Here is a 12,091-nt window from a genome sequence, read left to right as displayed (position 1 = left end):
GTGCCCCCGAGAATAATGCACAAAAAAAGCCGCATATAGCGGCTTCCAATCAAGTATTTCAGTTTAGAAGAACAGTGGTAACACTGCTTTCAGCACTGCGGCAATCTCTGGGTTAGTTACTGCCAGAGCACCACCCACTGCACTAACAATAGCTGTGCACGTTTTCGATGTTGCAGCTTTTTTCACTTTCTCTGTCATGACATTTCCTTATTAATTGTCGTCTAAAATTCCCTTTGTGCGTTTCTTTATCTGATAGACAACAAACGCGCCAAGTACCGCGCCCGTGATTGTTGTGATTAACCATTTACCATTCATGCCAATACAATCCCTTGTTTTGCCTGTTCAATGGTAAACGCGCCTTTTGCACCTTCCATGTTGGCCATGTGTAACATGAGTTCTGCATAGCGCTCGAGTGGTACGGTATCGCTCCAGAAATTCGTGATTGTTGGTTGTAAGTCCATCTTCTCACGAATGTAGTTGATATAACCCTCAGTGTGGTTTTCGTTATCTGGCGCCCATCTGCTGACAATGCCCTCAATGGTGTCTAAACCGTGGTGGTTTCGGTATGTCATTAGCGTGCGATATGCAGCCCGAAAGCCGTACTCAGGAGAGGTGAATTTCACAAACCCACCGCTATGCCCTGCTTTCCCCTCCCAATCCGTGCCATTTTCACGGATATTGAGCGGGTTATTGTTCCGAACGTTTAAGTTTGGTCGTTCCATTAAGAATATCCCTATTGCTACTACTGCAAATCCTATTGCGATTAGATGCTTAGGCATGGTCTATGCCTAAGCGGGTTTTGGGTAACGCTGTTTGATTTCGGCAACCTTGTCACGCCATGCCTGTTCCGCTTCTGGCGTTTGGTCATATTGCCATGCTAAAAATAGCGCATCCGCTTCGGCTCTATAGGCTTGTTGACGTTGCTGTAACACGGTGTTTAATTCATGCTTTGCCATTGCACCTTTAATAAGTGCCGTTGCATCGTCAGTCGAATAACCTTTTGCCTTAAGGGCATCCAGACAGTTTTCATCTAGCGCAACATCGCCATTATTTGTATTTATAAACATTTAATTTTCCTTACTTGGCAATACGCGGATAGTTAATTACTTTGTCCACTGCAAATTTTGAGTTACCGCCAAATTCAATTATGCTCTGAGCAGTATCTCCAGCTCGATAGGCGTGATTAACAAACCGAACAAATAGACATTTATAACCATGCAAATTCGCAATATTGATAGCTGGGATTTTCAGCGTCCTAGCGTTAACATCCCATGCACCAAAAACAGTACCCGAATCAAAAATGCTATTTATTTGGGCTGAACTGGCATCTCTATTCGCAATAACAAACTGAATACGAGAAACTGATTGGTCTAACTCAAAATCTGGATAACCTGGAGGTCTCGCACTACACATAGCGGCGTGTACGACTGTTCTACCACCAACATGGTCATAGCAAAAAGGTTTTAAACCTGAGAACGGAACCCTAACCCACTCGCTGCGAGTGTCATCATTTGGATCAGGTTTAATATTCAAAGACTCTTTTGAGTGTATTGCTCTATCATAGTAATGAATATTCATAACGGTATGCCCCGCCAAATCATCTAATACCGCATCCAATGCCGCACGTCGACTGGCAACAGCTGTATCATGCTGCTGCATCTGCGCATTGTGTGCTTGTGCAAATTCCGCCTGTTTTGCATCATTCTCGCTCTTGAACTCAACTTGTTGCGCTTGGTGTTCGTGCGCCATGCGCGAGATTGCGCCGCCGCGAATGTCGTCTAGTAATTGATTGCCGGTGCTGACTAAATCAGCCATGTTTTGCAAATCACTCATACATCATCCTTAATTTGTTCGTTAATCTGTTCTAGTCGAACGGTTGAGAGTTCGACTAGTGTTTCCGTTGCTGCATTCAGATCAGCGCCTAGTGTTAGGTTTTGTGCTGCGTTTTGGCTCACAATATTGGTCAGTACATTGTTATCACGCCACGTTTGCAGCTCGCGGGTGAGCAGTCCAGTTACCGCCGTTGCAAGTGCCGTTTGCGAGTTGGCAATACCGTGCATGAGTGTCACCGCATCAGTTTGCGCGGGGTCAATTTGCATGAGTATTTGTGCCAGCACATCGGTATTCATTGGCTCAACTAAGTAGCTCATTGCAACACCTCAACTATGCTAAGTTTTGCCTGACTATCACCTGTGTTATAGGCGTAAATCTCAGCACCATTAGTAAGTGCAAGTGTGCCGCCTTTAACAACTGGCAAGCCGTTGGTTGCCCCGCAATCACTACCGCCAACACGAACGGTTTCATTGTGTACGCTGATATTTTTGATTATCAGCTCATGGCGTAACTCATTGTCTACCACTAACCGCTTGCGGCTATGGGGTTCAATAATGATGTCATCCAATGAATTAAACCGAGTGGCCGACACATTAACCGCACGCACGTTTAATGTGTCCAGTACTCGGGCAATGGTCAGTGCATTCGTGATTTTGACGTTGTTAGACGCCGTTGAAGTGATCCGAAGATTTGCCACTTCATATTCTATGTGCAGCAACTCATCACTTTCATTGATGAACGTGACCGTGGAAATGTCTTCTAAATCATATTGACGACCAACCGCGCCCACTACGTCCGTAAATGCATTACACTCAATTGCAAAGGTGTCGGACGCATTGATAATGGATAACCAACGCGCCGCGGTGCTTACCGAACGAGCCGAGTTAGCTGCTATGGTTATTTTTGCCATCGTTACTTCTTCCCTGCTATCAGTGCCACTGCAACAACGGCAACCGTTAAGCCCAGCGCGACTGAGATATACTTAATCATGCTGCTAGCCGATTGCGCGACTAAATCCTGCCCCTGCAACGATGTGCTTTTTGCAAGCGCAGCCACTCTATCCAGAGCCAACGAGTTTGCTTTCACATTCTCGTTTTGTGACTTGGTGAGGAACTCAGTCACGCTTGATTGCGTCCCCGTTAAGTGCTCAATATTGGACTGATGCACCGCCGTTAAATCACCCGACATTGCCGCTACCAACTCTTGATTGGCTGTTATCACATCGCTAGATAGCTCACTCACTGTCGCAAGACCATTGTTATAGCCTTGAGATAGTGTGTCTGCTAAATCAGCACTTAGATCGGTCACTGCGCCAATGCTTTGGCCTGTCACTTGTGCTAAATGCTCAATGCTGAGTTCGGTTGTGCCGCTCAGCGCTTTGCTGTACACATCGGCTAGGTCTGCGTTTAGTCCTGCCATTTGCTGAATAGCAATGTCTGCGGTATCAAACGCCCTATCAATCGCGCCACCATCTAGAATATTGACAACGCCACTATTACCCGCAAATTCACCGTTATTGTGAACAGAGTTATCAGTGTTGAATGAGTCGCTATATTCCTGTGATTGGTCGTATTCGTTGGTGACTGAGTTATCAATATCTTGCTGAATTTCATTTGTGACTGAATTGTCAGTGTTAAATGAATCGCTCCAGCGCTGCTCGACTGAATTATCTATGTCTTGACGCACTGAGTTATCAATATCAAAGTCATTGCGAACTGAGTTGTCTATGTCGTAGTCATTACGTATGTCCGTACGACTTGCATCAACATTGCTCGCCCCTGCAAACTGACCATCGTTGACGACACTGGTAGAGGTTTGATTGGTTGAAGTGCTTTGACTGCTTTTGGATTTACCGCCCATTTAACACCAACCTATAAACGTATTCGTCATGAAAAATCCCTCTTCGTTTTTCAACCAGCTGTGCTGGTAAATTGGCAAATCCGTGCCGAATGTATTCAGGGTTACGTGTATGCCACCGTATTGAGCTGCATTGCATCTCTTGCGCATAGCGAATAAGCGATGGTACTGCATCTAAAAGGTTGCGCCCCGCGACCGCGACTATCACCAACTCTTGCGCTTCCTTGCGCGTCACCACGTACAATTGCCCTATTTGGTGAAGTTGTGATATTCCTTGTCGTATCTCGCGTTTAATTGTCCCTATCGCATTAAAAAGCGCGGGGCGCAGAACACGTAAAACCGAATCAGTTAGCTCAACGCTTTGCACGGCCAAATACCAGTACAAGCGCCACACCAACGGCCGCAAAAATTGCCCACTGTGGGATGCCTTTGTTGTAAGTCATGCCACCAAATCGGGTGTGATTGTTATAAACAGTGTCACCGTTCCCCGACTTAGCATGACCACCATTAATCGGCATTTGCCCCGTATTGGTAAAGTTTTGTGGCAGGGGAAGCATTAGCCTTGCCCCCATAACAAAAACGCACCATAGGCTAGCCCTGCAACGGTGGCGATTTTAACCACGGAGAGCATCAAACTGCCCATTGAGCTACCCACGATTAAACCACCAATCCCTGTTACAAGCGGCCAAACAAATACAGGCATAACTATTTCCTTAGTAGTAAGACCAATATAATTGCCGCACCAATACCACCAAAAATCATGGTGTTTTGGCTAAACGGCATTTGTACGCTTGGTTGCGCGACCACAGTCGAACCATCCTTATTTCGACCTTTGACTGGCTCAGCTCGCTTCAACACCTCAGGGTCTTTCGCGGCTTCTTGCTCGTATGCTGTGCGACCAATCCCAAGTAACTCGTCAATTTTGCCTAGGTGTGGATCAACATACTCGTTATACCAGCCTGATACGCTTTCAAGTCCGTCTGATAAGAACTCAGGCAAAAAGTTAGACATTACGCCCCCTTAGGAGCGGGGAACGGCTTCACTTGGTCAAAACCTTGAACATAGGTTTTAATCGCGCCGTTGCTGTCCACTTCAAATTCAAAGTTAAGGCCGAGTGTTGGTATTGCATTGGCTGAGCCAAAGCCCAATAGGGTGAAATCCAACAGCAAGTAACCCGCTTGAGGCTTCACGCCTTTGTAGCGCTGCAATTGATAGTCGATGTCTTCACGGGTTAGCGTTTCAACTGTTCGGCCACCGCGCTTAATACGGACTTTGGTGATTTTGACTTCTGACTCATCAAACACCATTTTTTGCACCCAACGATTAGGACCCGTGTTTGGCATTGTCCAAGAGTGCTCACCCGCAGCTGCAGCATGTTGCGTTAATTCGTATCGTGTTGGTTTAAAGATACGGCCTAGCTGGTTAGTGTCCGTCACAAACGCCTTACCCATAATCACGGGTGACGTTGGGTCACTAGCACCTTTAGTGCCGACTTCAATTTTTAGGGTGACGTCATCCGTTAGCAACGTAACCAACTCAGTCATAAAGATACCGCCATGTGTACGGTACTCGTGTTGGCTAAAGTCCAATACAAAACGTCCTGTTTGTTTGAACTTTTCATACATAGTGTCTAGCAAATCCAACATTTTGTTAGTCACTTGCACGATAGGCGTACCGCCAATATCCAGCGTGATTTTTTTAATGGTCTCAACGTGCTTTAGGTTGGTTTCCAACTCAATCGAATGATAGGTTAAACCCGCCTGAAGCTTGATTGTCCACTCTTCACTGTAGTTGCTGCCCGTTGGCGATGGCAACTGCAATACCGACGGTCTAAAATGCTTAATTACACTCATGATGAATTACCCAATTACGTCTTCGACTGCATCAACGTTGTTTGATGCCCATACCACTGCCGCCGCGATAACCGCCGCAATACCAGCAGTAATCAAATGTCCTTTCATCGCTTTATTCATTTGGTTCATGTCCCTTTGGTTGTTGCTTTCCTGATAGAAGTTTTACAAGTACAAACGCCACAACCGCAGAGCCCGTACTTACTGCTAGATATATTTGATTCATGGTTAAGTGTTCTCTCGTTGTGGTGAATGTGCTTTTTAACGTAGAGAAGTGTTTCGGTTAGCGTCAATGGGGTGTTGGCAGGGGTAACCTATTAGGTTAAATTAACAGAAATTTACATTTACAAAGGAATCAAATGTCTGCTTTTGATACACAAGGGTTCGTGGATTCGCTCAAAGAGCGAATATCAAATCCATTTCTTTTTACCTTTTCTTGGTTGTTCGTTGTTTGGAACTGGAAGGCATTCGGTTGGTTTATGTTTGAACCGCTTAAATTCAGTTTAAAACTAGAGCGATTTCAATACACAGGCATTGAGCTTTATTTTTGGTGGCCTCTATTCATGACATTTCTCGTCGTTATTTTTGGACACTCACTTAATAACTTTGCGGAAATATGTAAGCGTTCATGGGATTATTTATACGCTTCACTTCTCAAAAAGCTAGGTTGGAAAGAGTATGTGGATAAAATAGAACATGACCAACTGCAGGATGAAACGCAGAAGCTAAAAGAGAGAAACAGAGAACTAATACATCAATTACAAAACTCAGATAATGAAAAGAGAGACTATTTAGAACAAATTTCCGCTCTGAATAAGTCTCAAGGTTCATCCGAAACAGAATTAGAACACCTAAAACAAGAGAAGCTGAAGTTAGTTACAGAGCTAACCAACTTAAGGGCGTCAGTAGAAAAATCCACCAATCAAACTGAGCTTCGTTTCGAGAATGAAGTAAAGCGTAATGAGACTGTGCATCTAGGCCATTTATGTTATAACAATGAGTACTACGCAGAAGAGTCTGTAATAACTGTTAGTAAAAACAAAATCCATGAATTTTTGTTAGAACTGAAGACGTCAGCAGGTCTCGGACCCCGTCAATTTATAAGTATCTCAATGTACAGGGAATTTGACACAACTTTAACGCGCCCGATAGTTAACTTCATTTATACACAGGATAAGCTTAACATTTTCAATCAATTAGAGTTTTCTATACCAGTCGAAATGAGTAAGTATCAATTAGTGATCGAGTTTTTTGAACCATCAGCGATATCTGGTGATGATATTCCAATTGAGAATAAGCTCTTTTACATAGCAACAGAATAGAATAAGCCGCTCTAAGCGGCTTTTTTTCTGAAACTCAACTTCCCTTTTTTATAGTTCCCTCGACCAGGAGACTTAAAGTAATATTCCAGCGGGATAAGTGAATCAATATCACTCAGCGGCACGCCTGTCTCTTTAGCCATTCGGTTTGCGTCTGCGTCAGACTCTTGATAACCAACCCATTTGAACTGTGACTGTGAGAGCGTTGTTTTACTCATTTCAACCACTCGTTGCCCTACGGAATGGATCACAAAACCAAACTTACGCCCTACGCTTAACAGCCAACCATATGCGCCAACTTCTTTGCCCACAGACTCCGTGACTTGTGGAACTTCCTCACAGACTACGTGCAAACGCTTTTTATGCTTACCGTTACCAAAGCCTTTTACTATTTCGCAAAATTTTAAAAAGTTCTTGCGGGACTCTGGCACTGTAAGTGCAACCTTAAATCCTTGATTTGTTTTCCTGCCAGCGAGCAAGGCATTGAAGAACTTAGAAAAGGAACGATAGCGCCTAACTTTACGTCCTTTAAACTCGTCGTAATCTTCATGAGGATCCCAAAATACAATCTGGTCTGTCGCCTTTGTGGTATGCAACATTTTAACGGCACTGGTTTTGCCAGAACCAGTACCGCCCACGTACAAACAATTTTCAGCATTTAGCGTATTATTCGCATTAATTGGCTGCATGTGCTGCTTCCTCCGCAGGTTCAGCCTCCGCATTCGCTTGAGCATCGGCCATTTTTAGCGCTTTAATTTGTTTAGTGGCATTAAAAGAGAATGAGCCAAAGAACATGGCGGCCATGATCTCATCTTTGTAGCTACCAAACATATCCAATGCCGCTGGCGCATACTTCTGAATAATTGGTTTTAGCCGCTTGGCACCTTGTTTTTTCTTACCGTCTGCAATGCTAAAGCGCTCATGCCCATGGTCTTGAAGTAACGACTCAAGCATATCCATTGCATCGGCGGCCGTGGCTTCTGCTCCTTCATCACTGATCACTGCATCTTTTACTTGTGTGAGCGCGGCTTGTTGCATTTCTTCAGGCATTGCACCAATGGCGGACATTGGATCAAAGTCGAGTTCCTGCTCTGCATCAAACTCTTTTAATTCAGCGGCCATTGCAGCCGCAGAATACTCGTTAATCTGCTCTGTTTGGATTGGCTCGTTTTGCTCTAGTACCGCATCGTTGTTGGTTTCTGTCGATTCTGTATTGATTACTTCAGTCATGGTCTGTCCTTTAAAAAAATATTAGTTATCTTGCAAGTGCGAGTAAGCAACCCACAACACCGCCACCTATCGCGCTTAACACGAGTTTTAGGGGTTTAATTGGGTCGTTAGCTGCTTTTTGAGGTGTGTTATTTATTGGTTGTGGTTTAGGTTCAGGCGCTAATTGCTCAACAACCTCGGCAACCACGTTTGATGGGGTTGTTGTCGGTTGTTCGGTTACAGCTACCAGTTCAGTCACTTCATCCAGCTTTTCAACCAGTTGGTTTTGGTCTAATACCGCATCACTATTGGTTTCTGGCTCAATCTCAGTCACGGTATTTTCGATTAATTTAACCGACACAGGCTCACCCTCTGCGGCCAACAATGCTTCAATGTTTGGCTGCATGTTTGCACGGATTTTTGCTTGATACTCATCCCCGCTACTCTGATCACATTTGCATTTATCACAAATTAAATAACGCAAATGCGCCTTTTTAGTGCCTTGAGGTTGGTGAACGGTTGCAATCTCCCCGCAGTGATGACGGAACACGCCTAAGACTGGGTTTTTGCTGGTTCTAAGCGGCACAGTGCCGCCGTTTAGTGGTACGGTCTTCATGATTTTAATTCCTCTACTTGTTTTTCAAGCTGGGCAACTTTGTCAATCAAACCGCCTATTACGCCAAACGATAAATTAACCGCCTTGTCGGCCAGCTGTACCTTTTCTTTCATATCCCAAGCGCCGAGTGAATCGGCCTTTTTCTTGAGCTGAACGCATTGTTTAAAGTTATCTAAAATCAGGTCCATATATCCCCCGTTACTAAAGAATGGGCATCAACATCGCTTTCATGCGGGCTGATACGTTCAAATCTGCTATAAAAACTCATCACTGAATCAATCGACTCATCAATCACTTGCTGCGTCTTGATGAGCATCTTTGTCACCGCGTTTTCTTCTTTGCGCTGCTGCTTGATATGTTCCTGATCACAATCAACGCTAAATATGGTTTGTAGCCGCCAGCCACGAACGCCAATCGCGTTATCCATAAATCGCTTAAACTCTCGGGCATTGGCAAACTTGGCAACACCACCACGGGCAAAGTTGCCATTTAGCTCTTTGCCCATAGACTCAACTCTGTTGCTAATTGCCTCTATCTTGGCGGTAAGGCGCTCAATTAAACGCTCACGCTTGGTGGTAGTTTCTTGGTGCTTAATCCGCTCACGAAAAGCGATGGTTTCTTTTAACTCGTTTTGTACTTTGCGTTTACGCTTCCGCTTTGCCTCAAGGTATTGCAAATACTCTTGTATCAACGTGTACATGTGCTGGCTTTCATGAGTGGCGCAGTTCTCCCATGCTTCGGCTCGGGCATACTTTGAAATATTGTAGCGATTGCCTCTAATCTCCCCCTGATCACCTTTGCTATCTGAGGACATATAGCCCAACGCTTTCAGCAAATAAGAGCTGGCCGCAGCAGGACTTTTAATGCGTTCAATATGCACCATGCCCTTACCCCAAAGGCGTTCCACACGTTCCGCCCACTCTCTAAAATGGTGGTGCGGCACATTCCAGCGCATAAGCATGTGTGCGTGATAGTTTTGATACCCGATAGACTGAACTTCGACTAATTCGCCATTTTCACCGAACGGGTAAAGGCGCGATTCATGGATTTTCCGTGGCGCTTCGGCAACCCACATATAATCGAACACGGGCTTTTTCTTTGGATCTTGCTCGCATTCAATCTTGCAGATTTCCATTTTTTTATTCGTAATTGCGCGTGCTTCGCACTGTTCAATGCATTCAACAATGCCCCACGGATAAAGACGCTCGTTATTGTGGAATACGTCTGTTTTCACAAACTCTTTAAATAGGCCTCGGGTGGACATCCAACCCCGTTTGTGCATTTTTCCCATCGAATCTAAGAATGGGCTCAGTTGCTCACCAATCGTGGCAAAGTCAAACTTCACATAAGTGAAGCGGCCATCAGCAATGATTTCGTCATTCTCTGCACATTCAAATTCTAGTTTTTCACCGTTCGCGTTATACCAGGGGGAAATCACATCACCCTCTTTCCCGCCACGGTCTTTTTTATAGTGCTTTTCATCGAGTTTTTTACGGGCTGCCTCATCAAGCGTCACGGTTAAAAATGCGCTATATCCACCTTTTACGGCTTGCATGTACAAACCACTATCAATAATTTTTCCTCGCGCTCGGCTGGTAAGGGATCGCGTAATCCGCTCACCTGTGTTTGCGTCAGGAGCGTCACTGGTTGAGGTCATTTGAGTGCAAACAATGCGAAAATCATCACTCCAGTTTCTAGACTGGAAGTGAGCGCGGTTATTTTGGTAATGCGGCTTTACGATTTTTGGCTTGGCATTCGACTTGGTGTTTGGCTCGCGTTCAATCCTGCCAAGTACGGGCGATTCAAAATGACCGGCATCAACGAATGACTCATAAATCGGACGAACTTCACCGGTATCAAAATCTAAACACTCACCATCGCGGATCCCTAAGTATTCTGCGCGTTTTTCTTTGCTCAGAGTACGCATGACACCGCTTCGTAACGAGTCTAGCTTGAGCTGCTTCTGGCGCTCTTTGATTTGCTTTTGAGTGGCAACTTCATGCGGTTTTGGCCGTGTCTGACTTTTGCAGCTTATGACAAGCCTAGCTTTTTCAATCCCCTGCGGGGCTTGCGCTTCGCGATTAGATCGAGCAAATGATTCAACGTACTCCTGCCACGTTATCGAGTTTTCGATATCCGTTTCAGAGACGTCTGGAATTGAATCACGAAAAAAAGCGCCTTGCTGGGCGCTTTGGATTGCTTCATGGAGAATAGAATCTGTTACTTGGTTTTTCATTGTTGGTCGTCTGACGATACGCCTATTTCTTCATTGTTTTTCTTAGGCTCAAGCTCTGACTCAATAATTAGCCTCAACTTCTTGGCAATGCCTTTTAGGTGCTTTCTGTCATTCTCATTTAGATAGGACATAGGTAAGCTGTATTCAATTGCCTTTAATGCTTGCTGTTTTTCTAATGTTGAAAACGGACAGCTATTTTTTCCCGCTGAACGTGAAGTTCTATTTGGTGGACACATAATCAATTTCCTCTACATAACAGGTGTTAACTGATGCGGCTAACCAAATACCATCTGTGCGGCCGCTGGCGGCGCGCGCTTCTTCGTGTTGTTGGGTAACAATTTCAGCAAAGGCAAAGTCTGCCTCGTTTGGTTGGCTGCGGTTGTTTGAAAACGCATTGAGCTGCGCGGTATCGTTCACAAATTCGGTGCGAGTCATATACAACCCTTTTTTGCGAGAATTCGAGCATACGCCAAACCTTGTAACGGGCTATTGCCGTGAATACGCGGAATGTTTACTTCTTGCTTTGGCTGCACTTTCGGCATTGGGTTTGGAAAACGGCTTTTTGCTTCGTTGAAGATTTCACGAATTTTTCTAGCCTGACGCTGCCAGTGTTCGGGGTTTTCGTTTGGGTCAATTAGCTGATCCACTTCGACAATGTACTGGCTCATAGCTGCCCGCCCTCAAGTGCAATCTCATTTGCAACAGCCGTTAAAAAGTTCACTTTCTCATCATGACTCGCGTTTATGCAGACAGATAAAATCGGCTTTCCAACTCTGCGCCCTTTTAGCGGTGACAGAGCAAAAGACCCATCTCTGTCGTTGAAGATTTGATACTGTTCCTTTAACGCCTCAGCAGAAACTTCGCCGCCTGTGAATTGGGATATTTTATTGGAAATATCATCTGGGACTCTCCTATATCCATATATATAGGCGGTTACAGCAGCCTCAGACTTACCGAGAAAAGCTATCAACTCTTGCTTCTTTGCTCTTGAATCGCTCTGCTCTTTTATCCAGTCAATAAGTTTCACAATCCCTCCTGTAATTTTACCTGTAAGCAAACTCAAGAATGAATGTAATATATTAGAGATATATTAGCAATACGTTTTTTTTGATCAGATATGGGATTTGATTGGAAACCAATTGAACTGTAATATCTTTTTATAAATTACATT

22 protein-coding genes are annotated in these 12,091 nt (G+C 44.6%); 1 reads left to right on the top strand and 21 read right to left on the bottom strand.

Annotation, left to right across the window (positions count from 1 at the left end; translation table 11 throughout):
- Positions 1–63: 63 nt before the first annotated feature.
- From GSF13_RS24930 to GSF13_RS12375, 12 genes are all read right to left on the bottom strand, one after another.
- The gene (locus GSF13_RS24930) at positions 64–198 is read right to left on the bottom strand and encodes a hypothetical protein (RefSeq protein ID WP_274517155.1); all 135 of its coding nucleotides are present in this window, start codon (positions 196–198) and stop codon (positions 64–66) included.
- Between the two features lie 113 nt (positions 199–311).
- Positions 312–779, bottom strand: a complete 468-nt coding sequence (locus GSF13_RS12425; protein ID WP_249122779.1) for a hypothetical protein — start codon at positions 777–779, stop codon at positions 312–314.
- 9 nt (positions 780–788) lie between these two features.
- Positions 789–1,067, bottom strand: a complete 279-nt coding sequence (locus GSF13_RS12420; protein WP_249122778.1) for a hypothetical protein — start codon at positions 1,065–1,067, stop codon at positions 789–791.
- 10 nt (positions 1,068–1,077) lie between these two features.
- Positions 1,078–1,833, bottom strand: a complete 756-nt coding sequence (locus GSF13_RS12415) for a hypothetical protein (RefSeq protein ID WP_211868571.1) — start codon at positions 1,831–1,833, stop codon at positions 1,078–1,080.
- Positions 1,830–2,150, bottom strand: coding sequence for a hypothetical protein (locus GSF13_RS12410; RefSeq protein ID WP_010606462.1), 321 nt, complete (start codon positions 2,148–2,150; stop codon positions 1,830–1,832). The genes GSF13_RS12415 and GSF13_RS12410 overlap by 4 nt, the downstream gene beginning before the upstream one ends.
- Complete coding sequence (locus tag GSF13_RS12405) at positions 2,147–2,743, bottom strand: hypothetical protein (protein WP_211868569.1); 597 nt, start codon at positions 2,741–2,743, stop codon at positions 2,147–2,149. The genes GSF13_RS12410 and GSF13_RS12405 overlap by 4 nt, the downstream gene beginning before the upstream one ends.
- 2 nt (positions 2,744–2,745) lie before the next feature.
- A complete protein-coding gene (locus GSF13_RS12400; RefSeq protein WP_138583325.1) occupies positions 2,746–3,693 on the bottom strand; it encodes a hypothetical protein in 948 nt (315 codons plus the stop codon).
- A complete protein-coding gene (locus GSF13_RS12395; RefSeq protein WP_249122777.1) occupies positions 3,683–4,075 on the bottom strand; it encodes a hypothetical protein in 393 nt (130 codons plus the stop codon). The genes GSF13_RS12400 and GSF13_RS12395 overlap by 11 nt, the downstream gene beginning before the upstream one ends.
- Positions 4,044–4,247: a hypothetical protein gene (locus GSF13_RS12390; RefSeq protein WP_069019859.1), complete on the bottom strand. Its 204-nt coding sequence runs from the start codon at positions 4,245–4,247 to the stop codon at positions 4,044–4,046. Before GSF13_RS12390 ends, GSF13_RS12395 begins: the two co-directional genes overlap by 32 nt.
- Entirely contained in the window at positions 4,247–4,393 is a 147-nt protein-coding gene (locus tag GSF13_RS12385) for a hypothetical protein (RefSeq protein WP_211868567.1), read from the bottom strand. The genes GSF13_RS12390 and GSF13_RS12385 overlap by 1 nt, the downstream gene beginning before the upstream one ends.
- Positions 4,394–4,395: 2 nt before the next feature.
- Positions 4,396–4,701: a hypothetical protein gene (locus GSF13_RS12380; RefSeq protein ID WP_211868565.1), complete on the bottom strand. Its 306-nt coding sequence runs from the start codon at positions 4,699–4,701 to the stop codon at positions 4,396–4,398.
- On the bottom strand, positions 4,701–5,543 hold the full coding sequence (locus GSF13_RS12375; RefSeq protein WP_211868563.1) for a major capsid protein P2: 843 nt from the start codon (positions 5,541–5,543) through the stop codon (positions 4,701–4,703). Before GSF13_RS12375 ends, GSF13_RS12380 begins: the two co-directional genes overlap by 1 nt.
- A gap of 356 nt (positions 5,544–5,899) precedes the next feature.
- Here GSF13_RS12375 and GSF13_RS12370 point away from each other — a divergent pair, with 356 nt between their 5' ends.
- Positions 5,900–6,862 carry a hypothetical protein gene (locus GSF13_RS12370; protein WP_211868562.1) on the top strand — a complete coding sequence of 321 codons (963 nt, stop codon included), beginning with the start codon at positions 5,900–5,902 and terminating at the stop codon, positions 6,860–6,862.
- Positions 6,863–6,873: 11 nt separating this feature from the next.
- Here GSF13_RS12370 and GSF13_RS12365 read toward each other — a convergent pair whose 3' ends face one another.
- Genes GSF13_RS12365 through GSF13_RS12325 form a run of 9 tightly spaced genes read right to left on the bottom strand, consistent with a single transcriptional unit; the run spans position 6,874 to position 11,947 of the window.
- Complete coding sequence (locus GSF13_RS12365) at positions 6,874–7,548, bottom strand: hypothetical protein (RefSeq protein WP_211868560.1); 675 nt, start codon at positions 7,546–7,548, stop codon at positions 6,874–6,876.
- Positions 7,535–8,089, bottom strand: coding sequence for a hypothetical protein (locus tag GSF13_RS12360; protein ID WP_211868557.1), 555 nt, complete (start codon positions 8,087–8,089; stop codon positions 7,535–7,537). Before GSF13_RS12360 ends, GSF13_RS12365 begins: the two co-directional genes overlap by 14 nt.
- 25 nt (positions 8,090–8,114) lie before the next feature.
- Positions 8,115–8,684: a hypothetical protein gene (locus tag GSF13_RS12355; protein ID WP_211868556.1), complete on the bottom strand. Its 570-nt coding sequence runs from the start codon at positions 8,682–8,684 to the stop codon at positions 8,115–8,117.
- Positions 8,681–8,872, bottom strand: a complete 192-nt coding sequence (locus tag GSF13_RS12350) for a hypothetical protein (RefSeq protein WP_010606451.1) — start codon at positions 8,870–8,872, stop codon at positions 8,681–8,683. The genes GSF13_RS12355 and GSF13_RS12350 overlap by 4 nt, the downstream gene beginning before the upstream one ends.
- A complete protein-coding gene (locus GSF13_RS12345) occupies positions 8,863–10,920 on the bottom strand; it encodes a hypothetical protein (RefSeq protein ID WP_211868554.1) in 2,058 nt (685 codons plus the stop codon). Before GSF13_RS12345 ends, GSF13_RS12350 begins: the two co-directional genes overlap by 10 nt.
- Complete coding sequence (locus GSF13_RS12340) at positions 10,917–11,156, bottom strand: hypothetical protein (protein ID WP_211868552.1); 240 nt, start codon at positions 11,154–11,156, stop codon at positions 10,917–10,919. The genes GSF13_RS12345 and GSF13_RS12340 overlap by 4 nt, the downstream gene beginning before the upstream one ends.
- On the bottom strand, positions 11,140–11,355 hold the full coding sequence (locus tag GSF13_RS12335; RefSeq protein ID WP_211868550.1) for a hypothetical protein: 216 nt from the start codon (positions 11,353–11,355) through the stop codon (positions 11,140–11,142). Before GSF13_RS12335 ends, GSF13_RS12340 begins: the two co-directional genes overlap by 17 nt.
- Positions 11,352–11,588, bottom strand: a complete 237-nt coding sequence (locus tag GSF13_RS12330; RefSeq protein ID WP_211868548.1) for a hypothetical protein — start codon at positions 11,586–11,588, stop codon at positions 11,352–11,354. The genes GSF13_RS12335 and GSF13_RS12330 overlap by 4 nt, the downstream gene beginning before the upstream one ends.
- The gene (locus GSF13_RS12325; protein ID WP_138580527.1) at positions 11,585–11,947 is read right to left on the bottom strand and encodes a helix-turn-helix domain-containing protein; all 363 of its coding nucleotides are present in this window, start codon (positions 11,945–11,947) and stop codon (positions 11,585–11,587) included. The genes GSF13_RS12330 and GSF13_RS12325 overlap by 4 nt, the downstream gene beginning before the upstream one ends.
- Positions 11,948–12,091: the final 144 nt, after the last annotated feature.

The organism is Pseudoalteromonas sp. M8 (assembly GCF_018141365.1).
Lineage (GTDB): Bacteria > Pseudomonadota > Gammaproteobacteria > Enterobacterales > Alteromonadaceae > Pseudoalteromonas.
Note: the sequence above shows the minus strand (reverse complement) of the source record. Positions and strands in the feature narration are given on the sequence as shown.

Excerpts from the sequence above, each read along its gene's own strand:
- GSF13_RS12415 (WP_211868571.1), bottom strand. The coding sequence starts at position 1,833 with ATGAGTGATTTGCAAAACATGGCTGATTTAGTCAGCACCGGCAATCAA.
- GSF13_RS12345 (WP_211868554.1), bottom strand. The coding sequence starts at position 10,920 with ATGAAAAACCAAGTAACAGATTCTATTCTCCATGAAGCAATCCAAAGC.
- GSF13_RS12370 (WP_211868562.1), top strand. The coding sequence starts at position 5,900 with ATGTCTGCTTTTGATACACAAGGGTTCGTGGATTCGCTCAAAGAGCGA.
- GSF13_RS12405 (WP_211868569.1), bottom strand. The coding sequence starts at position 2,743 with ATGGCAAAAATAACCATAGCAGCTAACTCGGCTCGTTCGGTAAGCACC.
- GSF13_RS12410 (WP_010606462.1), bottom strand. The coding sequence starts at position 2,150 with ATGAGCTACTTAGTTGAGCCAATGAATACCGATGTGCTGGCACAAATA.
- GSF13_RS12340 (WP_211868552.1), bottom strand. The coding sequence starts at position 11,156 with ATGTGTCCACCAAATAGAACTTCACGTTCAGCGGGAAAAAATAGCTGT.
- GSF13_RS12375 (WP_211868563.1), bottom strand. The coding sequence starts at position 5,543 with ATGAGTGTAATTAAGCATTTTAGACCGTCGGTATTGCAGTTGCCATCG.
- GSF13_RS12400 (WP_138583325.1), bottom strand. The coding sequence starts at position 3,693 with ATGGGCGGTAAATCCAAAAGCAGTCAAAGCACTTCAACCAATCAAACC.
- GSF13_RS12425 (WP_249122779.1), bottom strand. The coding sequence starts at position 779 with ATGCCTAAGCATCTAATCGCAATAGGATTTGCAGTAGTAGCAATAGGG.
- GSF13_RS12365 (WP_211868560.1), bottom strand. The coding sequence starts at position 7,548 with ATGCAGCCAATTAATGCGAATAATACGCTAAATGCTGAAAATTGTTTG.
- GSF13_RS12380 (WP_211868565.1), bottom strand. The coding sequence starts at position 4,701 with ATGTCTAACTTTTTGCCTGAGTTCTTATCAGACGGACTTGAAAGCGTA.
- GSF13_RS12350 (WP_010606451.1), bottom strand. The coding sequence starts at position 8,872 with ATGGACCTGATTTTAGATAACTTTAAACAATGCGTTCAGCTCAAGAAA.
- GSF13_RS12355 (WP_211868556.1), bottom strand. The coding sequence starts at position 8,684 with ATGAAGACCGTACCACTAAACGGCGGCACTGTGCCGCTTAGAACCAGC.
- GSF13_RS12390 (WP_069019859.1), bottom strand. The coding sequence starts at position 4,247 with ATGCTTCCCCTGCCACAAAACTTTACCAATACGGGGCAAATGCCGATT.
- GSF13_RS12385 (WP_211868567.1), bottom strand. The coding sequence starts at position 4,393 with ATGCCTGTATTTGTTTGGCCGCTTGTAACAGGGATTGGTGGTTTAATC.
- GSF13_RS12330 (WP_211868548.1), bottom strand. The coding sequence starts at position 11,588 with ATGAGCCAGTACATTGTCGAAGTGGATCAGCTAATTGACCCAAACGAA.
- GSF13_RS24930 (WP_274517155.1), bottom strand. The coding sequence starts at position 198 with ATGACAGAGAAAGTGAAAAAAGCTGCAACATCGAAAACGTGCACAGCT.
- GSF13_RS12420 (WP_249122778.1), bottom strand. The coding sequence starts at position 1,067 with ATGTTTATAAATACAAATAATGGCGATGTTGCGCTAGATGAAAACTGT.
- GSF13_RS12335 (WP_211868550.1), bottom strand. The coding sequence starts at position 11,355 with ATGACTCGCACCGAATTTGTGAACGATACCGCGCAGCTCAATGCGTTT.
- GSF13_RS12360 (WP_211868557.1), bottom strand. The coding sequence starts at position 8,089 with ATGACTGAAGTAATCAATACAGAATCGACAGAAACCAACAACGATGCG.